The sequence below is a fragment of the Bacteroides caecimuris genome, assembly GCF_001688725.2.
Lineage (GTDB): Bacteria > Bacteroidota > Bacteroidia > Bacteroidales > Bacteroidaceae > Bacteroides > Bacteroides caecimuris.
In genome coordinates, this window is the sequence record NZ_CP015401.2 from 3,033,499 (window position 1) to 3,058,148 (window position 24,650).

Consider the following 24,650-nt stretch of genomic DNA (forward strand, 5'->3'; position numbering starts at 1 on the left):
TATTTACTATTTTACTAATTACTATTTACTATTTTAAATGTCAATACGACTGTCAGTCTCTTTTTTATGATTTGAATTTGTTAATACAGTCAATATAAGCTTCTACGGAAGCAGCAATAATATCTGTATTAGCTCCAAAACCATAATAAATCTGGTTATCGTATTCTACCTGCATGTGTACTTTACCTACATCATCACTTCCCTTGCTGATAGCCTGAATAGTAAACTCCTTCAAAATCATGTGGCGTTCTACAATCTTCTTCAATGCTTTGATAGCTGCATCTACCGGACCGTTACCACTGGCACAAGCCTCAAACTTCTCACCGGCAATGTTCACTCCCAAACTAGCTACCGAACGAACGCCGACACCGCTCGTCACCTGCAAATAATCCAGTTTGATGCGATGATTCTGGCTACGGTCTGCGCCCGCCAATACTAAGATATCGTCATCATTAATATCTTTTTTCTTATCAGCCAACTTCAAGAACTCATCATATACCTTATCCAGCTTTTCCTGTTCCAGATCAACTCCCAAGATAGAAAGACGATTTTTCAATGCAGCACGTCCGCTACGGGCTGTCAATACGATAGAGTTATCATCGATACCCACATCATGCGGATCAATAATCTCATACGTCTGCACGTTCTTCAACACACCGTCCTGATGGATACCTGAAGAATGTGCGAAAGCATTACGTCCGACAATCGCTTTATTCGGCTGTACCGGCATATTCATCAGGCTGGATACCATGCGGCTGGTCGGATAAATCTTCTGTGTATTGATATTGGTCTGAATATCTATTTCGTGGTGACTCTTGATAATCATGGCGATTTCTTCGAGAGCAGTATTTCCGGCACGTTCGCCGATACCGTTGATGGTTACTTCCACCTGACGTGCGCCGTTCAAAACACCGGATATCGTATTGGCAGTAGCCATACCCAAGTCGTTGTGACAGTGAGTAGAAAGTATGGCATTATCAATGCCGTCTACATGGTCAATCAGGTATTTTATCTTAGCACCATATTCTGAAGGTAAGCAATAACCCGTTGTATCAGGAATATTCACTACGGTAGCTCCTGCTTTGATAACAGCTTCCACCACACGTGCCAAATATTCGTTATCCGTACGACCTGCGTCTTCCGCATAAAACTCTACATCGTCCACAAAACGGCGGGCGTATTTCACGGCAGCTACCGCACGTTCGATAATCTCTTCACGATTCGAATTGAATTTATATTTAATGTGCGAATCAGAAGTACCGATACCAGTATGAATACGTTTATGTTTAGCAAATCTCAGTGCATCTACAGCAACATCAATATCTTTTTGAACTGCACGTGTCAAAGCACAGATAGTAGGCCAAGTCACCGCTTTTGAAATCTCAATCACTGAATTAAAATCTCCCGGACTCGAAATGGGGAATCCGGCTTCAATCACGTCTACTCCCAACGCTTCCAATGCCTTTGCTACCTGAATCTTCTCTACTGTATTCAACTGGCATCCCGGAACTTGCTCTCCATCCCTTAACGTGGTATCGAAAATAAATAACCTATTGTCCATATTCAATGTATATTATATAATTATTAGCATTAAAAAAGCCTTTCACACTTGGAAGTGAGAAAGGCTTTCACATATTTTCATTTATACACATTTATGCGCAGCACTCACTTCCACTAACCTTTGATAGTAGAATAATAATACCGCATAGTAGAATATGTATAAACATTTGGTTCATTTCTTGTCTCTTTTATAGTTTTAACGATGCAAAGATATGGATTATTTCTTTACCACCAAATAATACGTTACTTTTTTATCGAAAATAATATCATTTCATAAGTTAAAGTCGCTTTTTACCAAAAATATATCACAAATAGAGACCTATATTTCATTAAACGAAAAGAGGGAGCAGAATGTTTTCAACATCCTCTCCCTCATCTTCTTTATTGTTCTAAATCAATAGATTACTTCTTATCGCAACATTCTTTCTTTTCTGCGCAATCTGCTTTTTTATCGCAATCTGCTTTTTTGTCGCAAGCAGTAGCACAAGAATCTTTAGCCTGGCAGCAAGATTCTTTAGCTTGACAACAAGAATCAGATTCAACAACAGCTTCTACTGTTTTTACAGTTGTTTCTTCACCTTCAGAAGCAGCGTTAGTAGTTTTGTTACCAGCACAAGACATCATTGCAAAAGAAAATGTTACTGCTACAGCAGCCAAAAATAATTTAGTTTTCATACCTTTCAAATTTGCTTTAAACGTTTAATAAAATAATTGTCGGTCGCAAATATAGTACATTTTTTGCAAAGTTCCAAAACACCGAAATCCCCTTGACTCATTCCTGAATCAAGGGGATTCTTCTTTAAAACGGCGGCTACCTACTCTCCCACTGTTACGCAGTACCATCGGCGTGACGAGGCTTAACTTCTCTGTTCGGAATGGGAAGAGGTGGAACCCTCGTGCTATAACCACCTGAATAAGGTTATGACATGATGAAAAGTAAAATATAAAGTATTATTCTCAAAAGAATAATCCGCTAAACGTATATACCCAACCGGTACATATTTGAAAGAAAGTGGACGGGCAATTAGTAATGCTCGGCTATGATGTTACCACCTTTACACCTGCATCCTATCAACGTCATCGTCTTTGACGACCCTAAGAAATCTAATCTTGTGGCTGGCTTCGTACTTAGATGCTTTCAGCACTTATCCAATCCCGACTTAGATACCCAGCGATGCACCTGGCGGCACAACTGGTAAACCAGAGGTCAGTCCAACACGGTCCTCTCGTACTAGTGTCAGAGCCACGCAAATTTCATACGCCCACGATAGATAGAGACCGAACTGTCTCACGACGTTCTGAACCCAGCTCGCGTGCCACTTTAATGGGCGAACAGCCCAACCCTTGGGACCTTCTCCAGCCCCAGGATGTGACGAGCCGACATCGAGGTGCCAAACCCCTCCGTCGATATGAGCTCTTGGGAGGGATCAGCCTGTTATCCCCGGAGTACCTTTTATCCTTTGAGCGATGTCCCTTCCATGCGGAAACACCGGATCACTATGCTCTAGTTTCCTACCTGATCGACCTGTCTGTCTCCCAGTCAAGCGCCCTTATGCCATTACACTCTGCGGACGGTTACCAATCGTCCTGAGGGCACCTTTAGAAGCCTCCGTTACACTTTTGGAGGCGACCACCCCAGTCAAACTACCCACCAAACAGTGTCCTCTTATCCAAGAGTTAGAACTCAAATAATCAAAGGGCCGTATTTCAACAGCGACTCCACAAATACTGGCGTACCTGCTTCGAAGTCTCCGGCCTATCCTACACATCAATTACCCAAATTCAATGTTAAGCTATAGTAAAGGTTCACGGGGTCTTTTCGTCCCATCGCGGGTAATCGGCATCTTCACCGATACTACAATTTCACTGAGCTCACGGTTGAGACAGTGTCCAGATCATTACACCATTCGTGCAGGTCGGAACTTACCCGACAAGGAATTTCGCTACCTTAGGACCGTTATAGTTACGGCCGCCGTTTACTGGGGCTTCAATTCAATGCTTCTCTTGCGATGACATCTCCTCTTAACCTTCCAGCACCGGGCAGGTGTCAGGCTGTATACGTGATCTTTCAATTTGGCACAGCCCTGTGTTTTTGTTAAACAGTTGCCTGGACCTATTCTCTGCGCCCAACTCTCGTTGGGACCCTTTATCCCGAAGTTACAGGGTCAGTTTGCCTAGTTCCTTAACCGTGAATCACTCAAGCGCCTTAGTATATTCAACCCGACTACGTGTGTCCGTTTGCGGTACGGGTACCTTAAAGATTAAGTTTAGCGGATTTTCTTGGGAGTATGTTTACACGCGCTATTACCGTTTCCCGGAGGAATTGGTATACTATCAGGTTCGACTCTCTTTGTGGATTTGCCTGCAAAGATCAAAATCTACACCCTTCAACGGACTATTCCGTCAGTCCGCGGCGCTGTCACTGCTCCGTCTCCACGTCACTCTGAAAGGTAGTACAGGAATATTAACCTGTTCTGCCATCGGCATCACCGTTCGGCTGAGCCTTAGGACCCGACTAACCCTGATCCGATTAGCGTTGATCAGGAAACCTTAGTCTTTCGGCGAGGGGGTTTCCCACCCCCTTTATCGTTACTTATACCTACATTTGCTTTTCCACACGCTCCAGCAAAGCTCACGCTTCACCTTCGACGCGGAGTGGAATGCTCCCCTACCGATGTTTGCACATCCCATAGCTTCGGTAAATTGCTTCATGCCCGATTATTATCCACGCCAAACTCCTCGACTAGTGAGCTGTTACGCACTCTTTAAATGAATGGCTGCTTCCAAGCCAACATCCTAGCTGTCTTAGCAATCTGACTTCGTTAGTTCAACTTAGCAATTATTTCGGGACCTTAGCTGATGGTCCGGATTCTTCTCCTTTAGGACATGGACCTTAGCACCCATGCCCTCACTCCCGGGATAGGACTACTGCGCATTCGGAGTTTATCAAGACTTGATAGGCGGTGAAGCCCTCGCATCTTATCAGTCGCTCTACCTCACAGTAGTAATTCCCGAGGCTGCACCTAAATGCATTTCGGGGAGTACGAGCTATCTCCAAGTTTGATTAGCCTTTCACCCCCACCCTCAGTTCATCCGGAAGCTTTTCAACGCTTATCGGTTCGGTCCTCCAGTTAGTGTTACCTAACCTTCAACCTGACCAAGGGTAGATCACTTGGTTTCGCGTCTACTCCTTCCGACTGGGCGCCCTGTTCAGACTCGCTTTCGCTTCGGCTGCGCATCTCAAGATGCTTAACCTTGCCGGAAAAAGTAACTCGTAGGTTCATTATGCAAAAGGCACGCCGTCACTTCTTACGAAGCTCCGACCGCTTGTAGGCGCACGGTTTCAGGGACTATTTCACTCTTCTGTTCGAAGTGCTTTTCACCTTTCCTTCACAGTACTGGTTCGCTATCGGTCTCTCGGGAGTATTTAGCCTTACCGGATGGTCCCGGCAGATTCACGCAAGATTCCTCGTGTCCCGCGCTACTCAGGATACCACTACGCTTCGTTTAGCTTCGAATACAGGACTATCACCGTCTATGGTCCAATTTTCCAAAGGGTTCTTCTCACTAAACTTCTTGCGACATCGTGGTCCTACAACCCCAATATTGCCGTAACAACATTGGTTTGGGCTAATCCCCGTTCGCTCGCCACTACTAGGGGAATCATTATTATTTTCTTTTCCTGCAGGTACTAAGATGTTTCAGTTCCCTGCGTTAGCCTCCATCTAGGATGGATGATGTTCCTTCAGAACACCGGGTTGTCCCATTCGGAAATCTCCGGATCAAAGGTTATTTGCACCTCCCCGGAGCTTATCGCAGCTTATCACGTCCTTCATCGCCTCCGAGAGCCAAGGCATCCGCCATGCGCCCTTGCTTACTTTCTTTCAAACGTTCTGTCCGTGTATTGGTATTGGTGTGGAATCGCTTCCGGCCGCCAATATTGCATACCCGGACACGTACGGTTTGATATATACTTTTAGCTCTTACTTTTTATTTTACTTCTTGTACATCATGTCAAAGATCGTTTCTCTTTTCAGAGACTGTGGAGAATAACGGATTCGAACCGTTGACCCTCTGCGTGCAAGGCAGATGCTCTAGCCAGCTGAGCTAATCCCCCAAAAGAGTTTCGGAGTAGTCCCAGGCAGAGTTGAACTGCCGACCTCTACATTATCAGTGTAGCGCTCTAACCAACTGAGCTATAGGACTAGTTCAACCTTGTCTACCTGTGCGTTAGACTCGGCTTCTTGTTTCTCTTGTTTATCTCTATCTATACTTCTATAGATGGTTGATCTATATCTTATAAATAAACAAGTACCAGTAGTACAAAAACAGAACCTTGAAAAAGCCATCATTACGGCATCTCTCCAGAAAGGAGGTGTTCCAGCCGCACCTTCCGGTACGGCTACCTTGTTACGACTTAGCCCCAATTACCAGTTTTACCCTAGGACGCTCCTCGCGGTTACGTACTTCAGGTACCCCCGGCTTTCATGGCTTGACGGGCGGTGTGTACAAGGCCCGGGAACGTATTCACCGCGCCATGGCTGATGCGCGATTACTAGCGAATCCAGCTTCACGAAGTCGGGTTGCAGACTTCGATCCGAACTGAGAGAGGTTTTGGGGATTAGCATCCTGTCGCCAGGTAGCTGCCTTCTGTACCCCCCATTGTAACACGTGTGTAGCCCCGGACGTAAGGGCCGTGCTGATTTGACGTCATCCCCACCTTCCTCACATCTTACGACGGCAGTCTCTCTAGAGTCCTCAGCAGAACCTGTTAGTAACTAAAGATAAGGGTTGCGCTCGTTATGGCACTTAAGCCGACACCTCACGGCACGAGCTGACGACAACCATGCAGCACCTTCACACCTGCCTTGCGGCTAACATGTCTCCACGTTATTCAGGTGCAATTTAAGCCCGGGTAAGGTTCCTCGCGTATCATCGAATTAAACCACATGTTCCTCCGCTTGTGCGGGCCCCCGTCAATTCCTTTGAGTTTCACCGTTGCCGGCGTACTCCCCAGGTGGAATACTTAATGCTTTCGCTTGGCCGCTTACCGTATATCGCAAACAGCGAGTATTCATCGTTTACTGTGTGGACTACCAGGGTATCTAATCCTGTTTGATACCCACACTTTCGAGCATCAGTGTCAGTTGCAGTCCAGTGAGCTGCCTTCGCAATCGGAGTTCTTCGTGATATCTAAGCATTTCACCGCTACACCACGAATTCCGCCCACCTCTACTGTACTCAAGACTGCCAGTTTCAACTGCAATTTTACGGTTGAGCCGCAAACTTTCACAACTGACTTAACAATCCACCTACGCTCCCTTTAAACCCAATAAATCCGGATAACGCTCGGATCCTCCGTATTACCGCGGCTGCTGGCACGGAGTTAGCCGATCCTTATTCATATGGTACATACAAGAGGGTATGCATACCCTGTTTTATTCCCATATAAAAGAAGTTTACAACCCATAGGGCAGTCATCCTTCACGCTACTTGGCTGGTTCAGACTCTCGTCCATTGACCAATATTCCTCACTGCTGCCTCCCGTAGGAGTTTGGACCGTGTCTCAGTTCCAATGTGGGGGACCTTCCTCTCAGAACCCCTATCCATCGTCGTCTTGGTGGGCCGTTACCCCGCCAACTAACTAATGGAACGCATCCCCATCGATAACCGAAATTCTTTAATATCAAGATCATGCGACCTTGATATCCTATCGGATATTAATCTTTCTTTCGAAAGGCTATCCCCGAGTTATCGGCAGGTTGGATACGTGTTACTCACCCGTGCGCCGGTCGCCATCGGAAGTTTGCAAGCAAACTCCCATGCTGCCCCTCGACTTGCATGTGTTAAGCCTGTAGCTAGCGTTCATCCTGAGCCAGGATCAAACTCTTCATTGTAAAAGTATCTTTAATCATCCGTTAGGATGTCTTTTGCTCTGTTCAGGACGCCGTAAATTCATTGACTCTTTTCAAGTACCTGTGTCTCATAATGCATTGCTACATTAAGACAAGTATTGACGGTTCTATTTTTTACTTGTACTACTTGTATTGTTTATCAATATTTCAAAGAACTTGTCGCTTTCGTTTCAAAAGCGGGTGCAAAGGTAAGCGCTTTATTTTTAACCGCCAAACTTTTTCGGAAGTTTTTTTTCATTTTTTCTTTTTACTCATTTCTCAGGCTCTCTTTGCGAAAGGGAAAGAATGTATAAAAGAAAAGAAACAAAGGACGCTTTCTTTACGAATCGGACTGCAAAGATAAGAACTTTATTTTATATCCTCCAAAACTTTTTCGAAGTTTTTTTGTTCTTATGTTGAAGACCAAGACGCGCTTTTTCACTAAGTCAATCTTACAAGGCTTTCTTCTCTTGGAAAGCGGGTGCAAAAGTAGGCCCTTTTCACATATACTCCAAATATATCAGGATCTTTTTTCGAAGTTTTTTTGAAGGATTTTGCTAAAGTGCTGAAAGAGAATGATGTTGTAGAACATGTTTTCTTTATCATAAAAGGATTGAATAGGAAGCGGTAAAGGAAATGCACATTATTATATTGCATGCGGGTACACGCGTGCGCATGCGAAGAATCGCACACATGAAAAGAATAGAGCGAAAGGGATAAACAAGAGAAAAAAGGTAGATAAGACAACGGATTGTTGATTGAAGAGATCCGTTAGTTCCGGTGGTCCCACATATTGTGGGAAAGTATTCCCGCATATTATGGGAATTTGTTCCCAATTAATAGGGAATATTTTCCCAAGCAGTAGGGAAACTTTTCCCAAGCGCCCGGGAATATTTCCCACAATATGTGGGACTAATACACGGTATATGGAAACAAGCAAAAGGAAGAGGGCGGATACGATATAACTATACTTGGCAAAAGCCGGCAATTGAGGCATATATCAGGCATTCAAGCGATAAAAAAAACGCGAAATGCCCCAAAAACAGAGGAGTGCTTGCAGAGGTGCAAAAACGACATATATCATTATCAATCAATGGATTGAATCAAAAAAGGGAAATTCACATAGTGAGGGCAAACGCCTGCCCTCACTATGCTATCATACTTGCCCTAATAGCGGAAAGCACGATAAATAAAGGGATTGGGAGGAAATATGAGAGCATGAGGGCAAAAAAGGGAAATAATTCCTGTGGGAGGATTAAGAAAAATGAATTTAGGGGAGAATTAAGAAAGAGGAATTTTATCTTTTCTTATGAAAGTAAGTAAAAAGAGATAATTATTAACTTGGAAAATAAAGAGATTATATCAATACGGTATGGATATATAGTAAATCAGCACAATTAGTTGCAGCTTCATCCTGATACCTCCCTCCCATCCTATCATCATCATTGCAGAGTGATCCTCCAACAGACTTGCTTATAAAAATTCGACAGAAATGGGTTCTTCGTCAAATTTGGAGGTAAATTCTTTATCCCTAAGTTCAAGTTATAAATATAGAAAACTATCATACTAATCTTTTTCAAGAAAATGATAAATCGGATAAGTCCATATCATAGATTTATTTAGTATCTTTGTCACTCTATCTTATATAAAAGAAAAAAATGAGTAAAGAATACACACTCGCAGATTTCACGGATATTTTTGATTACTCCACAGGCTGGTTCAGCGACAGTAGCATTAGTAGTCTATTCTATCAGATATTCAAACGATTCCCTTCCATGAAAATGGTGAAATATAAAGTAAACCAGGATTTCCTGAAAGAAATCAAAGAACTTTATCAGCAAGACGATGCGTTCGATATATTCGAGCATATATATTGCAATCATTTTGAGAATGAAAAAGAGGAAGAGGAGGAGGAAGAAGAGAATACATCTACAAAAGAGTTATACGATTGCATCGTTATCTGCAAAAGGAATTTAATGATTGGCTATTTTGATGATTGCATAAAGATTGTCTATTCCAATATCGCCCAAGAAGAAATCGATCATATCAATCAGATTTGCGAAAACCACAAAAAGGAAAATGAGAAACTGAACAATCTATTTATAGTAACATACATTCATAACTATTTCACCCTGAAACAATCGCAAATCAATAAGCCCGCCATTCAGATTGACCGCCACTATAACAATGATTTTGTTCCCGTAGCCGCCGAAATCGAAAAATTCTTATTAGAGGAGAATAAAAGCGGATTAATCATTCTGCATGGAAAACAAGGTACGGGGAAAACAACTTATATCCGCCATCTCATCAATCTCGGGAAAAAGAGAATGATTTATATGAGCGGCGACCTGGTAGATAAACTTTCAGATCCTAGCTTTATCACTTTTATCCGCCAACAAAAGAATTCGATCTTTATCGTAGAAGATTGCGAAGAACTATTATCAAGCCGCAACGGAAGCAACCGCATGAATGTCGGACTAGTCAACATATTGAATATCAGCGACGGACTATTAAGTGATGAATTATGTATCAAATTTATCTGCACATTCAACGCTCCACTAAAAGATATCGACGAAGCCTTGCTTAGAAAAGGACGTCTGGCTGCCCGGTACGAGTTTAAAGACCTGGCAACAGACAAAGTAAACCAACTGATAAAGGAAGAAGGGCTGGATATCCCCCAACAGACACACCCCATGACGTTGGCCGAAATCTATAATTACGAAGGTATGGATTTCTCCTTAGGAAGAAAACGGGTAGGATTCTGAGCGAATCCCCCCCGAAATGTAGGCTAAAGCAATGGAAAATATAACGAAGAATAAAATCATCGCAAATAACGGTTGAATTATTATTTATTACTATAACTATGAAAGTATATACTCATTTTTTCAAAATCAATGAAACGGAAGGATTTCGCTGGAGAACACTATTACACTTCGGAAATTCTTGGGATTGCATAGGTAGTATTGTGATGAAAAATCCAGGATCTTCTACTTTTACCAAAGAAGTCCCCGTATCTAAACCAGAAGTCTTAGAAGGATTATCTCGTTATAGATTCAAAGAACTAAATTGGTATGAATTCTCCATTGATCCTACCATGAGATATGTGGCTAGTCTTTTTGCTTATAAATATGGGCTTGACGATCCAGCCCAACTATCTGGCGTAATACAGATATTCAACCTCTTTTACATAAAGGATGCTGATTTGACAAAAGCCAAGCAAAAAGCGGAAAAATATGGTATTCCACCACTATTCAATGATGCCCTACAAATGACTCAATATGATATTGATCATTTGATTGCTCCTGTGTATTTGGGGTTCGGAAGTTTGGCTTACAGCAAAGAATATGGAGAAAGAGCAAAACTTATTTTTGATGCAGCAATAAAACTTGAAGGGTGTAACTATCTTTCATGCAAATTCCATGAGAATTTCTATTATCACCCACAATGGCTAATTCCTTTTGGCAAGAACTATCATAATGGTTTGCTAACACTTTTGCGATTCAAGCAAGAAACTTTTTATCCTACAGATGCAGATAATGCCATATTGAACATACCAAGAAATACTATAAGCCGCAGCAGAGTGAAAAGCATTGAATCTGCTGTACTTGAAAACTTTCCTACCCGTAGATACGATAATAATAGAAGACTGAAAAGTAATGAAAATGCCGCATACGGCATTACCATTGCTGAAGGTTATATTGAGGTGCGACAGGCTTTTGAAGGCAAATCAAAAACTGCCCAACCAAAAGCTTCCGACAGCGAAGTGAAAAAGACGCTGGAAGATAGAGGATATATTAGCGAAAAGAATTGGTTAGGACGAAAAAGGTTAATTGATTTTGGCAACACGGATTCTGAGATTATCGAACACGTACGTACGGAAATCCAAGAATTATTCAAAGAACTTGAAATATATCACTGGAATTCTTGAAAACACATCACTTCTTGCAGCCTGTGCCCATATTCGGCATAGGCTGTTGTTTTTTTTGCACCATAAAATCAATAAACGAGGATTTATGGTAAGGAATTCATAACAGAGATGTATCCAGATATGAAGAATTGGAGTTGATACCTCATTAGGCAATCAAGTCATCATACATTATGCAGCATACGATTCAAAAACAAATATAATATGACAGTACAAGAGATATTCGACACTCCTGCTATCAAGAAGGTTGAGAATGAAATGATTGGTCTGGAGGAAAACATTGAACGACACCGTGTTGACAAACCGAGTGGACTGGAGATGATGCGTGTGCTAATTGGATTGCGTCGCAATCTCCTTGCCGATATGTTTGTGATGGATGAGAATTACAAGCGGTTGCTCTCAGACTTCAACGAAACCATGAAGCAGCAACTTATTCGAATGCGTCATGAAACTATCAAGGCTGCACATGGTGTAATGAATGCCGATGTGACAGGCGAGATTCAAGCCATAGGCAAGTGTTTCCTCGGTTATCGTTATTCCAAACTTCATCCCGTGCAAACTATGCGAGCAAAGAAAATATGGGCTATCCTTAATGGTTCAATTGATGATTACGTCCAGTTTTATAGTGATGGAGTGCTGATGGGAGGCTATGTGTATGACAGCCGAAAAGAGCAGGAATCTGAGAACCAAATGCTCTATTTGCAGGAAGAGCCGGATAACTGGAATGAGGGTCTCGACATGGAAATAACTAAGGATATGTATCTCATCTATCCTGTTCACCATCTCGTTTCGCACACCGATTTCTCCATCTTCGACCTACTATGGGTGCGGGATTTCAACATGGAGATACAAATGAAGTCGAACTACGCCACCTATCCCGAAGAGGAAGAAGGAGAAGATATCTCATTTATCTGAAAATAATCGTAACGGGTGCATTCCCAATTCACTCCGAACAAACTAGGATTTCATGTTAATCACAGGATGAGTGAAATGAACTATATCAACGAGTTGGCAGATCAACTCATTCCAGCGGAAATGGCTGGTGATGTCAGATGGAGATTATCTCCAAGAGAAGACGATACATGCAAAATGTACTACGCTTTTAAATAACTATCCAATGAGAAAAGTCAAAGAAAAATCATTATTCACAGAACCACTCGCAATAAAAGAGTACATTGCAAAACTCATTGAATTGATAAGTGAAGGACTATTTGAAAAACAACATATCATGTCTGTTGCACTTTTGAGTGCAATAGCAGGGGAAAGCATCTTCCTGCCTGATCCTCCAAGAACTGCAAAAAGTATGGTCGCACGCAGATTGAAGTTGGTGTTCAAAGGGGCAAAGTCCTTTGAATACCTCATGTCTCGTTTCTCCACTCCGGATGAAATGGTCCATATCTATTTCAAAATTAAAGAATGAGGATAAATGGGAAAGAAATATCCGAGAATGAGGACGTACGGATTATGAACGACGTAAGAAGATTGATAAATTATTTCACCACTATCCCCCACTCCAGGAGACTGTTCGGATAATAGGGAGGGAACAACCACAAAGAAGTGACAACAAGGATGATATTGTTTTTAAATACATTCCAATGCTATTGTCCAATTCCTCCGAACTGACAGAGGACGCAGCCTGTTTCTTGTTTCCTCCCGAACAAGAAACCAACAAGAGAGCACCCACAAGTGCTCCAAAAAATAAAATATTCTTCTTCATAATGGTTCGTTTATTAAGTCTTTCGTACTATAACAATAAAAATCGTTTTTTGTTATAGACAAACAATGCATATTCGAGAAGTGTAGTGGAGATATTTAAAATGCAGCTAACGATGATTAAGGAATAAGCAACCAACGCGTATAAAAACAAAAAATGGCTACTCATCACGAGCAACCAATCTTTTGTTAACCTTAAATCTAATACTTATGAAAAAAACACAGTACAAAGGTACCATATTTCAGATAAATAGCAAATTTCAGTGCCTAAACAGACGATATTATAACAGGGTTTAATACTCCATGGAGCGTATTAACATTTCAGACTTCACGCGTTAACATTTAACATATTCATTCACATAAGTTGCTTCTTGGATAAGTAAGAATAAAAAAAAGGCTATCTATCCCAGACAGCCAATCTTTTGTTAACCTTAAATCTAATACTATGAAAAACACAGTACAAAGATACGGACTTTTCGGTTATCTCCAAATTTTCAGCCCAATACAACGCATCTTATAACATGGTTTAATAGAATCTGAACCGCATTAACAAATAAGCAGCCGGACATTAACATTTAACAGTTTCCTTAAATAATCAAGGCAAAAAAACGGAGGAAATGCAAATATTTTCCAATCGGGCACCCTGTTTTATTAAAGAGCGTTTATAAGGGTCAACAAATACCTCTGCCATCTGTTCTTAATAGAAAGTAACCAACAAATTCTCAACATATGAACAGATTCGAAAATAAAGTAGTTGTCATCACCGGTGCTGCCAGTGGTATTGGCGAAGCAACCACACGCCGCATTGTCTCCGAAGGAGGCAAAGTAGTCATCGCTGACCATTCTGAAAAAAAGGCAGAACAGCTTGCCAACGAACTTACTCATGCAGGGGCCGATGTGCGTCATGTCTATTTCTCCGCCACCGAACTCCAGAGTTGCAAAGAGCTGATTGATTTTTCTATGAATGAATATCAACGAATAGATATATTAATTAATAATGTAGGAGGAACCGATCCCAAACGTGACCTTAATATCGAGAAGCTGGATATCAATTACTTTGACGAGGCATTCCACCTGAACCTCTGCTGCACCATGTACCTTTCTCAACAGGTCATTCCTATCATGACTGCCAATGGCGGCGGAAACATTGTCAACGTAGCTTCCATAAGTGGACTTACGGCTGATGCTAACGGTACATTATATGGTGCCAGCAAAGCGGGCGTCATTAATCTGACGAAATACATCGCTACCCAAATGGGAAAGAAAAATATCCGTTGCAACGCAGTAGCCCCGGGATTGGTACTTACCCCCGCGGCATTGAATAACCTGCATGAAGATGTACGCAACATCTTCCTCGGCCAATGTGCCACTCCTTATTTAGGAGAACCGGAAGACGTCGCAGCCACCATCGCTTTTCTGGCTTCGAACGATGCAAGGTACATCACCGGACAAACAATCGTCGTGGATGGCGGCCTGACTGCTCATAATCCGACAGTTGCACTATCATAAAGATCAGATGACGTATAACTAGTAAAAAGAATATATCTTTATTAGCAACCATTACAAAAAATAAATTCTTTTCCTGTGTGTTACTGATACCTATCTTTGTACCCAACTAATAACAAAGATATAAAAGGATGGAAATATAGAAGATAAAAAAAAGAACGTCATGATTGTTAAAACACTACTAGATACAGATCTCTATAAGTTTACCACCTCGTATGCTTATATCAAACTGTTCCCCTATGCAATAGGTACTTTTAGTTTCAATGACCGGAATGAAACAAAATATACCGAAGCTTTTCTGGAAACACTCAAGACAGAGATCAAGAATTTTAGTCAGTTGAGCTTCACGGAAGAGGAGTTGGAATACATGACGAAGAATTGCAGATTCCTCCCGAGAGTCTACTGAGAGTGGTTGTCTTCTTTTCGTTTCGACCCGAATAAGATTGATATTCATCTGGATGAAGCCTGTCATCTCCACATCGAAGTGGCTGACTTGCTTTATATGATGAAGGAAAACATACCGGCAGTCTTGAAGAAGTACAGGCTTGCCTGTATGAGTTGAAGTTGAACAAGAATCAATAATCAAGACAACAGAAAGGCTATAAAAAGAAAAGCAGAAGTACCTCGATAGAAAATACTTTCTGCTTTTCCTTCATATATGTCCTACCGAATAACTATCAACCTAACCATATCAGGAGAAAGATGGTTTAGCAAAAGACTTCTCTGCATCATACTTCGCTCCTATCACTTTATCTTCCGGACTAAGAACAAGCATTGCACAAAATCGAAACTTTCGTGCAAAAAAGGAACATCCTATTCAATAATTATTTATCTTTGCCGCCCAAAATGGTTCAGAATCCGTATCCAACGGACGATGATTAATAGGGAACCGGGTGTAAATCCCGGACAGTCCCGCTGCTGTGAAACTCTGTTTAATGTCTTATAATTGAACTAATTTAACGCCACTGATGTTATTCGGGAAGGCAAATAAGACAAGAGTCAGTCAGAAGACCTGCCATTTTGTGTAAGACGCCCCTCTCCTCGTGGATTAGGAGAAAGAGTATCACTTGTTAAGCCCCAAATCAAAAAAATACTGTTTTTCGTCGGGTGGAGTATGTCCATTAGACGGGAAGACATTAATAAATATGTACTTAATTGAAAAAAGTATGATAAAAAAAATCTTAGTAGCCAATCGCGGTGAAATTGCCGTAAGGGTGATGCGTTCCTGCCGGGAAATGGAGATAACGAGTATCGCTATCTTCTCCGAAGCAGACCGCACCGCGAAACACGTACTTTATGCAGACGAAGCTTATTGCGTAGGGCCGGCAGCATCCAAAGAGAGTTATCTGAATATAGAAAAGATCATCGAAGTGGCAAAAGCAGCTCATGCAGACGCCATTCATCCGGGTTACGGCTTCTTGTCCGAGAATGCTACCTTCGCCCATCGATGTCAGGAAGAAGGAATCATCTTTATCGGTCCCAATCCGGAAACAATGGAAGCAATGGGAGATAAAATTGCCGCCCGTATCAAAATGATTGAGGCGGGAGTACCCGTAGTTCCTGGCACACAAGACAACCTGAAAAGCGTGGAAGAAGCCATAGAGCTTTGCAATAGAATAGGCTATCCGGTGATGCTGAAGGCATCTATGGGCGGTGGTGGAAAAGGTATGCGCCTCATCCATAGTGCCGAAGAAGTGGAAGAAGCATATACCACTGCCAAGAGCGAATCATTGTCTTCCTTTGGCGACGACACGGTTTATCTGGAGAAGTTTGTTGAAGAACCTCATCACATCGAGTTCCAGATTCTTGGTGACAAGCATGGAAACGTCATTCACCTGTGCGAACGCGAATGTTCCGTGCAACGCCGTAACCAAAAAATAGTGGAAGAGACTCCTTCGGTTTTCGTCACTCCCGAACTGCGAAAAGATATGGGTGAAAAAGCGGTAGCAGCAGCCAAAGCTGTGAACTACATCGGTGCGGGTACTATCGAATTCCTTGTTGACAAACACCGCAACTATTATTTCCTTGAGATGAACACCCGCTTGCAGGTGGAACATCCGATTACGGAAGAAGTGATTGGAGTAGATTTGGTGAAAGAGCAAATTAAAGTTGCCGACGGTCAAGTGCTTCAACTGAAACAAGAAGATATCCAGCAACGCGGACATGCTATCGAATGTCGTATCTGCGCCGAAGACACTGAAATGAATTTCATGCCAAGTCCGGGTATCATCAAACAGATTACAGAGCCGAACAGTATCGGTGTGCGTATTGACAGTTATGTATACGAAGGATATGAAATTCCGATCTACTATGACCCGATGATCGGTAAACTGATTGTGTGGGCTACCAATCGCGAATATGCGATTGAGCGGATGCGTCGTGTTCTTCATGAATATAAATTGACCGGAGTGAAAAACAACATCAGTTATCTGCGTGCCATCATGGATACTCCCGATTTTGTAGAAGGTCATTATGACACAGGATTCATCGCCAAGAACAGCGAGTTTCTGCAACAACGGATTACGCGCACCAGCGAATATTCCGAAAATATTGCCCTGATCGCTGCTTATATAGACTATTTGATGAATCTCGAAGAGAACAACAGCGGTATGGCTGCCGACAACCGCCCTATCAGCAAGTGGAAAGAGTTCGGTTTGCATAAGGGTGTGTTGAGAATCTAAATTTTAACAAAGAGAATTCAATTATGGAAATTCATATAGGAAACCGTGTGGCCGAAATAGAACTGGTCAGCAAGGAAGATAACAAGGTAGTGCTCACCATTGATGGAAAAACGTTTGAAGCAGACGTAGTGATGGCAGAAAACGGCACTTGCAACATCTTGATGGACGGACGCAGTTCGAACGCACAGCTGATTCGCCGTGATAACGGAAAAAGCTATAAAGTGAATACGCATTATAGCAGTTTCAATGTAGAAATCGTGGACAGTCAGGCAAAATATCTGCGTATGCGCAAGAAAGGGGAAGAAGAACAGAATGACTGTATCACTTCTCCGATGCCGGGCAAAGTAGTGAAAATACCTGTTGCAGTCGGCCAGGAAATGAAGACGGGAGACACCGCTATCGTTATTGAAGCCATGAAGATGCAAAGCAACTACAAAGTGACTTCAGATTGTCGTATTAAAGAAATTCTGGTTCAGGAAGGTGATAACATAACCGGCGACCAGACGTTAATAACATTAGAACCGATTGCATAATATTAAGAACGGATTGCATTATGGAAGAAATGAATAAAGCATACGCCACGTTCGAGGAACGTGACCGCATCGCTTCTCTTGGTGGAGGCGTCGATAAAATAGAGAAACAACACGAAAGCGGTAAAATGACTGCTCGCGAGCGTATTGATATGTTGCTTGACAAAGGTACTTTCGTTGAACTGGATAAATTGATGGTTCACCGTTGTACGAACTATGGCATGGATAAAAACAAAATTCCGGGAGACGGTATCGTTTCAGGTTACGGAAAGGTAGACGGTCGCCAGGTATTTGTTTATGCTTATGACTTTACCGTATATGGCGGTTCACTGTCTGCTTCCAATGCCAAAAAGATTGTGAAAGTACAACAACTTGCGTTGAAGAACGGTGCCCCGATTATCGCTTTGAATGATTCGGGCGGCGCACGTATTCAGGAAGGTATCGAAAGCCTTTCCGGTTATGCGGATATTTTCTATCAGAACACAATGGCCAGCGGTGTGATTCCACAGATTTCGGCTATCCTGGGTCCTTGTGCCGGAGGCGCTTGCTACTCTCCTGCCCTTACCGATTTCATCTTTATGGTGAAAGAACAAAGCCACATGTTCGTGACTGGTCCGGATGTAGTAAAAACCGTAATTCATGAAGAAGTAAGCAAAGAAGAACTGGGTGGCGCAATGACGCATAGCAGCAAGAGCGGTGTGACGCATTTTATGTGCAACTCCGAAGAAGAACTGTTGATGAGCATCCGCGAACTGTTGTCTTTCTTACCGCAGAATAATATGGATGAAGCTAGAAAACAACCTTGCTCTGACGAAAACAACCGCGAAGACGCTTCGTTGGATACAATCGTTCCGGCAGATCCGAACGTACCGTATGATATGAAAGACATTATCGAACGCGTGGTAGACAACGGTTATTTCTTCGAAGTCATGCCGAACTTTGCAAAGAATATCATCATCGGATTTGCCCGTATGGCAGGTCGTTCGGTAGGTATCGTAGCCAATCAGCCGGCTTATCTTGCCGGTGTTCTTGACATCGACGCCAGCGACAAAGCAAGTCGTTTTATCCGTTTCTGCGACTGTTTCAATATTCCGTTGATTACATTCGAAGATGTTCCGGGATTCCTTCCGGGATATACGCAGGAAAACAACGGTATCATCCGCCACGGTGCAAAAATAGTTTATGCGTTCGCAGAAGCTACTGTTCCCAAACTAACTGTTATTACCCGCAAAGCTTACGGCGGCGCTTATATCGTAATGAACTCCAAGCAGACCGGAGCTGACGTGAACTTCGCTTACCCCAGCGCAGAAATTGCTGTGATGGGTGCAGACGGCGCCATCAATATCCTGTTCCGCAAAGCTGACGAAGCAACAAAGGCTAAGGAACTGGAAGCCTACAAAGAAAAGTTTGCTACTCCGTATCAGGCTGCCGAGCTGGGATATATTGACGAAATCATTTATCCGAGACAGACTCGCAAACGTCTGATCCAGGCGTTGGAAATGACAGAAAACAAGATGCAAACAAACCCACCCAAGAAGCACGGTAATATACCTTTATAACAACTAGATAAGGTGTGCATAAAGCACCCTCCCATAAAGACGAGGCTGTCTAAAAAGTCGGTTCTATCCTCATTCTCCTCCTTCAGGAAGGAAGGGAGTTAGAGTTACTGACTTTTTTTAGACAGCCTCGCTTTTTATGAGTAAATCTTTTTATATGCACAAAAAAACGGTACCCCGATTCACATCGCAGCACCGTCACAACACAAACACAAAATAAAACACGACAAAACTACTATGCAATCTTCCTGTTATGCCGGGGAGGCATATTCACTAGCCTATATATATTCGCATACCTACAAGTAGCCATCAGGCGATTTGCATATATAAAACATTCAGATTCTTATTTTGTTCACGAAAAGAGAAACAAAAATGTTATTTCTTCTCCTTGTAATCTTTCAGAAAGCCTTCCATCAACCATTTTGCGAGTGCCTGACGATTGGAGTTCATCACCAACCGACGCTGATCGAACGCATTCTGGATATTGCCCAACTCCACAAAAACGGAAGCGGGAGTGGTATGGGAAAGCACGTATAAGTTGCGCCCGCTCACTGTGCCGGAAAAGCCCCGGTTAGGCTGATGCTTACCATATTTTGACTCAAACGTATCTTTCATATTATTCGCCAATCGTTTGCTGTCTCCTTTTTTATTCGAATAATAGAAAAATACATCCGTTTGTTTTCCCTTACTACGGCTATCGACATGAATAAAAATCGCCCGGCAATAAGAGTGATTCTTACGGTCTTTCCGGTAAAGGGCGTTTATTTTATCACAACGTTGCTGAAGGCGTTGCACTTGATTTAAAGGAATTGCATCCCCCATACAAGTCTCACGCTTACTGTTCGACAGATACGAATCATCACGAATACCATCTTTGGCATCTTGAATGATGATATGCACTTCGGCTCCTTCCTGCATCAGGTTGCGTGCCAGACGGAGCGCAATATCATAAGCGTATTCATCTTCATGCAGTTCGTATCTACCCACTTTTCCAATAGCTCCCGGATCGGGGCCTCCATGCCCGCTGACCACATAGAAACAAGCACCGGCAAGACGGTTGGAAGTGACTTTCACATTAGCCAGTTGCTTTCCAAACAAAGGCTCATTGATGGTGGTACCTATTTTTGTCGATTTAGCTTTTGAAGATGGTTGCTTTATCCCGGCACTTTCGGAAGCTGTGTTCCTGGCCCCCGTGTTTTTGGCAGAAGTAGTCTTGGCAGAAGCAGTTGTCGATTTCTTTACCGGAGGAATAACATAAGTCATGCCTACTTTAAGCACATTATTCTTTCCCAGCTTCTGCTTATTCAACTCTATAAAATCGTCGTAATACTTCTTCGGAGAACGGTTGTGCCTCAACAGAAAAGAAGAAATGCCCTCCCCCGCCTTCGGAGTTGCCTTCTGCTGCGCCCAAAGAGTTGTGCCCGAAAAAAGAAAAACTAAGAATAAAAGAATATAGAGTTTATTTTTCATAACTACATTAACTATCTCCTTCGCAAGAGTTATCATTTCACTCATAAACAGGGCAAAAATACAATTATTTTCCCTACTTTTGCAGCATTAAAACATTTTTTGAAATAAAACATTAAAACCCGATAACATTATGGCAAAACAATTCAAACCGGAAACCCTGTGTGTACAGGCTGGATGGACGCCTAAAAAAGGCGAACCACGCATATTGCCCATCTATCAAAGTACAACTTTCAAATATGATACCAGCGAGCAAATGGCCCGCCTATTCGATCTGGAAGACAGTGGTTATTTTTATACCCGCCTGCAAAATCCAACGAATGACGCTGTTGCCGCCAAAATCGCCGCTCTTGAAGGTGGTGTAGCCGCTATGCTGACTTCCAGCGGTCAGGCTGCCAACTTCTATGCCATTTTTAATATCTGTCAGGCAGGAGATCACTTCGTTTGTTCTTCCGCTATTTATGGAGGTACGTTCAACTTGTTCGGAGTGACGATGAAGAAACTAGGCATCGATGTGACTTTCGTAAATCCGGATGCCAGCGAAGAAGAAATTTCTGCAGCTTTCAAACCGAACACAAAGGCTTTATTTGGCGAAACAATTTCCAATCCTTCTCTGGAAGTGCTGGATATTGAAAAGTTCGCACGTATCGCACACAGTCACGGGGTCCCCTTGATTGTTGACAACACCTTCCCTACTCCTATCAACTGTCGCCCGTTTGAATGGGGAGCTGACATTGTAGTTCATTCTACCACCAAATATATGGACGGACACGCAACAAGCGTAGGTGGCTGTATTGTAGATAGCGGTAATTTTGACTGGGATGCTCACGCAGAAAAATTCCCGGGACTTTGTACTCCGGACGAGTCTTACCACGGGCTGACTTACACGAAAGCGTTCGGCAAAGGTGCCTATATCACCAAAGCAACTGCGCAACTGATGCGTGACCTCGGCAGCATCCAAAGCCCGCAAAACTCTTTCTTATTGAATCTGGGACTTGAAACACTGCACCTGCGTATGCCTCAACACTGCCGCAACGCACAGAAAGTGGCCGAATATCTTTCTAAAAATGAGAAAGTAGCTTGGGTAAACTATTGCGGTCTGCCGGACAACAAATATTACAGTCTGGCACAGAAATATATGCCGAACGGTTCTTGCGGAGTTATCTCCTTCGGACTGAAAGGCGGACGTGACGTGTCTATCAAGTTTATGGATTCATTGGAATTCATTGCTATCGTTACTCACGTAGCTGATGCACGCAGTTGCGTGCTCCATCCGGCAAGCCATACTCACCGCCAGTTGACGGATGAACAACTAATGGAAGCCGGTGTACGTCCAGACCTGATCCGCCTATCAGTAGGTATCGAAAATGCAGATGATATCATTGCTGATATCGAACAGGCTTTGAATGTCTAACAATATCGTAAAGATATCAAATAATAAGAGAAGGCACGGAGAATCTTTCATTTCCGTGCCTTCTTATTTTATCACAACAAGCACAGTTTCTTTTATCAAACCACCTTCTAAATAGTTTTTTTGAAAAATATTGCTGCCACACATGGAGCTGTATTCTTAGAGTTTTGTGTCTAACTTTTTAAGGGCAGTTCAATGTATGACAGGGGTAATCTTTCAATTTAGACATTATGCACGCCTTTAAGATTTTATGTTAGTCGTCTTTTTCGTTTAGCCAATCGTAGAAAGTGTATTGGGCTCGGACAGCAGATGTGCCAGGTGTTCTTTTTTTAAATATGTTTTGCAGCTTATCATCTACCCAACATGCTTTTTGATTGTCAGCGAGTTGGATGTCGAGCATTTCGATCAGGCTGTCACGCAGGTCGGGGACAAGAACGGGGGTGATGGCTTCGATGCGGCGGTAGAGGTTACGGCGCATCCAGTCGGGAGAGCCCATGAATACTTTGGGGCTGCCGTCGTTGCCGAAGTACCAAATGCGGGCGTGTTCGAGGAAGCTATCCACAATACGGGTGACACGGATATTACGACTGTATGACTGTCCGGGGATGAGGCAACAGATACCCCGGACGATAAGATCGATTTGTACACCGTGTTCGGAGGCTCCGTAGAGGCGGTCTATCATGGCAGGGTCTTGGAGGGCGTTCATTTTTAGGATGATGCGTCCTTTCTTGCCTTCGTCTGCGAGGGATATTTCGCGGTCGATCAGGCGGTTCAATTCGGGAATGAGGTTGAAACGGGCTACCAAAAGGGTGGTGAACTTCGGGTCTTCTTTTCCTTGCAGGGTACGGAAGAGGTTATAGAGGTCGGCCACTATCTCTTTGCGACAGGTGAAAAGACCGCAATCGGCGTAAAGGGTGGCGGTTTTTTCGTTAAAGTTGCCGGTACTGATGTAGGCGTAGCTGGGGATTTTCTCACCGTTTAATCCGCGACGACGGATCAGGGCTACTTTGGCGTGCACTTTCAAACCAGGGATGCTGTAGATTATCTTGATACCGGCGGCTTGCATCATTTCGGCGGTGGCAAGGTTGTTTTCTTCATCAAAGCGGGCTTTCAGTTCCACAAATACGGTAACTTTCTTGCCGTTTTGGGCGGCGGCTATCAGGGTATTGATGACGGCGGAGTTTTCCGCTACGCGGTATTGAGTTACCATGATTTCGCGGGTTTCCGGGTTGTGCACGGCTTCATATAAGAAGTGGATAAAGTGCTCGAAAGAGTGATAAGGGTAATATAATAACAGATCCTTTTGGGCAACGTAATTGAAAATGGATTCTTTCTCATCGAGGACGGTCAGCTTCATCGGCTTCGGCTTTTCGAGACTATGAAGGGATTTGTTCGGATTGGGAAGATGACGCAGGTCTTCGAGGTTCAAATGTTTATCACCTGGGACAAGTTCGTCACGCTGAATACGGAAGGCATCCACAAGGAAATCCAGGAATTCAGAAGGCATAGCACGGTCATAAACAAAACGACAGACATCACCGATCTTGCGTTTCTTCACTTTCTTCTTGAGTTGGGCGACGAGATCGGCACTGCTGGCGCTGTCGTCAATCAGTATATCAGCATCACGGGAAATTTTGATGCAGTAGCTGGAATCAACGTCGTAACCAGGGAAGATCAGGTTGAGGTTTGCCTTGATGATGTCTTCGGTAAACATCAAATAATGATTTTTCTCGCGAGACGGAAGTTCGATGAAGCGGGGCACTTTGGCGTAAGGCTGCTTCATCACAAAATAAAGAGGTTGTCGGAAGTCTGTTACATTTCTTTCATTTATGCACTCTCCTGCATATTTTTCTATATTTTCTTTAGTTTCTTCTCCTTTGTTTTCTTCTTCTTTCTTCGGATAGACTCGTATTGCCAGGTAAAGGCGGTTATCCCGTAGGAAGGAGACAATTTTATCTTTGGATACAGGCACAGGTTGCAGGTAGGGAAAGATTTCCTCCTGGAAAAAGTCTTTGATAAACTGTTGATGGAACGGTTCTACATGATTGTCCTGATAAAAAATGATATGATTTTTGCGCAGGGCAGGCAGTATTTTTTGTTCATAGATGCGTACACGGTCATCCAGCTGGCGGGTGACTTCTTTATTTATTTCCTCTACCAGTTCGCGAGCTGACTGTACGGTTTCTTCATCGCTTTCCGTAGCGCCGGAAGCAACAGCTTTATGGTCGGCTACACGGATTTTGTAAAACTCTTCGAGGTTGGAAGAGTAGATAGAGATGAAGTTGATACGTTCGTAAAGCGGCAGACGCTCGTCCAGAGCCTCCAACAATACGCGGTAATTGAATGAGAGCCAACTTATATCTCGCTTGAAATAATTATATTTGCTTTCCATGTGCTTTAAGATTTT

At 43.0% G+C, this 24,650-nt stretch carries 13 protein-coding genes, 2 tRNA genes, 3 rRNA genes, 3 pseudogenes and 1 riboswitch; of the genes and pseudogenes, 11 read left to right on the forward strand and 10 right to left on the reverse strand.

Going from position 1 to position 24,650, the window contains the following annotated elements; all coding sequences use genetic code 11:
• Positions 1-64 precede the first annotated feature (64 nt).
• The 7 genes from A4V03_RS13205 to A4V03_RS13235 all read right to left on the reverse strand — a co-directional run bounded on the left by A4V03_RS13205 (position 65) and on the right by A4V03_RS13235 (position 7,457).
• On the reverse strand, positions 65-1,561 hold the full coding sequence (locus tag A4V03_RS13205; RefSeq protein ID WP_065539227.1) for a 2-isopropylmalate synthase: 1,497 nt from the start codon (positions 1,559-1,561) through the stop codon (positions 65-67).
• A 401-nt stretch (positions 1,562-1,962) separates the two neighbouring features.
• Positions 1,963-2,235 (reverse strand): hypothetical protein, encoded by a 273-nt coding sequence (locus A4V03_RS13210; protein WP_065539228.1) that lies wholly within the window; start codon positions 2,233-2,235, stop codon positions 1,963-1,965.
• 127 nt (positions 2,236-2,362) lie between these two features.
• Positions 2,363-2,473: ribosomal RNA gene (gene rrf, locus A4V03_RS13215) — 5S ribosomal RNA — on the reverse strand.
• Between the two features lie 91 nt (positions 2,474-2,564).
• Positions 2,565-5,444, reverse strand: a 23S ribosomal RNA gene (locus tag A4V03_RS13220).
• Between the two features lie 159 nt (positions 5,445-5,603).
• Positions 5,604-5,677, reverse strand: a tRNA-Ala gene (locus A4V03_RS13225).
• Positions 5,678-5,692: 15 nt separating this feature from the next.
• A tRNA-Ile gene (locus tag A4V03_RS13230) sits at positions 5,693-5,766 on the reverse strand.
• A 162-nt stretch (positions 5,767-5,928) separates the two neighbouring features.
• Positions 5,929-7,457: ribosomal RNA gene (locus A4V03_RS13235) — 16S ribosomal RNA — on the reverse strand.
• The 16S, 23S and 5S rRNA genes sit together here with 2 tRNA genes alongside, the layout of an rRNA operon.
• Before the next feature lie 903 nt (positions 7,458-8,360).
• Between A4V03_RS13235 and A4V03_RS13250 the strand changes: the two genes are divergently transcribed.
• The 5 genes and pseudogenes from A4V03_RS13250 to A4V03_RS13270 form a co-directional block, all read left to right on the forward strand.
• On the forward strand, positions 8,361-8,777 hold the full coding sequence (locus A4V03_RS13250) for a hypothetical protein (RefSeq protein ID WP_084081153.1): 417 nt from the start codon (positions 8,361-8,363) through the stop codon (positions 8,775-8,777).
• Between the two features lie 335 nt (positions 8,778-9,112).
• The gene (locus A4V03_RS13255) at positions 9,113-10,219 is read left to right on the forward strand and encodes an AAA family ATPase (protein WP_065539231.1); all 1,107 of its coding nucleotides are present in this window, start codon (positions 9,113-9,115) and stop codon (positions 10,217-10,219) included.
• A gap of 98 nt (positions 10,220-10,317) precedes the next feature.
• Positions 10,318-11,382, forward strand: coding sequence for a hypothetical protein (locus A4V03_RS13260; protein WP_065539232.1), 1,065 nt, complete (start codon positions 10,318-10,320; stop codon positions 11,380-11,382).
• A 201-nt stretch (positions 11,383-11,583) separates the two neighbouring features.
• Positions 11,584-12,294 (forward strand): hypothetical protein, encoded by a 711-nt coding sequence (locus tag A4V03_RS13265; RefSeq protein ID WP_065539233.1) that lies wholly within the window; start codon positions 11,584-11,586, stop codon positions 12,292-12,294.
• A gap of 202 nt (positions 12,295-12,496) precedes the next feature.
• Positions 12,497-12,815: pseudogene (locus A4V03_RS13270) on the forward strand (AAA family ATPase); the annotation flags it as partial.
• A gap of 161 nt (positions 12,816-12,976) precedes the next feature.
• Here the strand turns inward: A4V03_RS13270 and A4V03_RS21775 are convergent.
• Positions 12,977-13,096 (reverse strand): annotated as a pseudogene (locus A4V03_RS21775) (DUF6845 domain-containing protein); the annotation flags it as partial.
• A gap of 725 nt (positions 13,097-13,821) precedes the next feature.
• On the opposite strand from A4V03_RS21775, the gene hdhA reads away from it, so the two are divergent.
• From hdhA to A4V03_RS13300, 5 genes and pseudogenes are all read left to right on the forward strand, one after another.
• Positions 13,822-14,601 (forward strand): 7alpha-hydroxysteroid dehydrogenase, encoded by a 780-nt coding sequence (hdhA, locus tag A4V03_RS13280; RefSeq protein WP_065539235.1) that lies wholly within the window; start codon positions 13,822-13,824, stop codon positions 14,599-14,601.
• 160 nt (positions 14,602-14,761) lie between these two features.
• Positions 14,762-15,100: pseudogene (locus tag A4V03_RS13285) on the forward strand (nicotinate phosphoribosyltransferase); the annotation flags it as partial.
• A gap of 328 nt (positions 15,101-15,428) precedes the next feature.
• A riboswitch (cobalamin riboswitch) is annotated at positions 15,429-15,632 on the forward strand.
• 132 nt (positions 15,633-15,764) lie between these two features.
• Positions 15,765-17,279, forward strand: a complete 1,515-nt coding sequence (accC, locus tag A4V03_RS13290) for an acetyl-CoA carboxylase biotin carboxylase subunit (RefSeq protein WP_065540420.1) — start codon at positions 15,765-15,767, stop codon at positions 17,277-17,279.
• A gap of 23 nt (positions 17,280-17,302) precedes the next feature.
• Positions 17,303-17,812: an acyl-CoA carboxylase biotin carboxyl carrier protein subunit gene (locus A4V03_RS13295; protein ID WP_065539236.1), complete on the forward strand. Its 510-nt coding sequence runs from the start codon at positions 17,303-17,305 to the stop codon at positions 17,810-17,812.
• A gap of 20 nt (positions 17,813-17,832) precedes the next feature.
• Positions 17,833-19,368, forward strand: a complete 1,536-nt coding sequence (locus A4V03_RS13300; protein WP_089280721.1) for an acyl-CoA carboxylase subunit beta — start codon at positions 17,833-17,835, stop codon at positions 19,366-19,368.
• A gap of 372 nt (positions 19,369-19,740) precedes the next feature.
• Here A4V03_RS13300 and A4V03_RS13305 read toward each other — a convergent pair whose 3' ends face one another.
• A complete protein-coding gene (locus A4V03_RS13305; RefSeq protein WP_065540422.1) occupies positions 19,741-20,835 on the reverse strand; it encodes an N-acetylmuramoyl-L-alanine amidase family protein in 1,095 nt (364 codons plus the stop codon).
• Between the two features lie 130 nt (positions 20,836-20,965).
• Here A4V03_RS13305 and A4V03_RS13310 point away from each other — a divergent pair, with 130 nt between their 5' ends.
• Complete coding sequence (locus A4V03_RS13310) at positions 20,966-22,246, forward strand: O-acetylhomoserine aminocarboxypropyltransferase/cysteine synthase family protein (protein ID WP_065539237.1); 1,281 nt, start codon at positions 20,966-20,968, stop codon at positions 22,244-22,246.
• A 250-nt stretch (positions 22,247-22,496) separates the two neighbouring features.
• Here the strand turns inward: A4V03_RS13310 and A4V03_RS13315 are convergent, their stop codons facing one another.
• A complete protein-coding gene (locus A4V03_RS13315; RefSeq protein WP_065539238.1) occupies positions 22,497-24,635 on the reverse strand; it encodes an RNA degradosome polyphosphate kinase in 2,139 nt (712 codons plus the stop codon).
• Positions 24,636-24,650 lie beyond the last annotated feature (15 nt).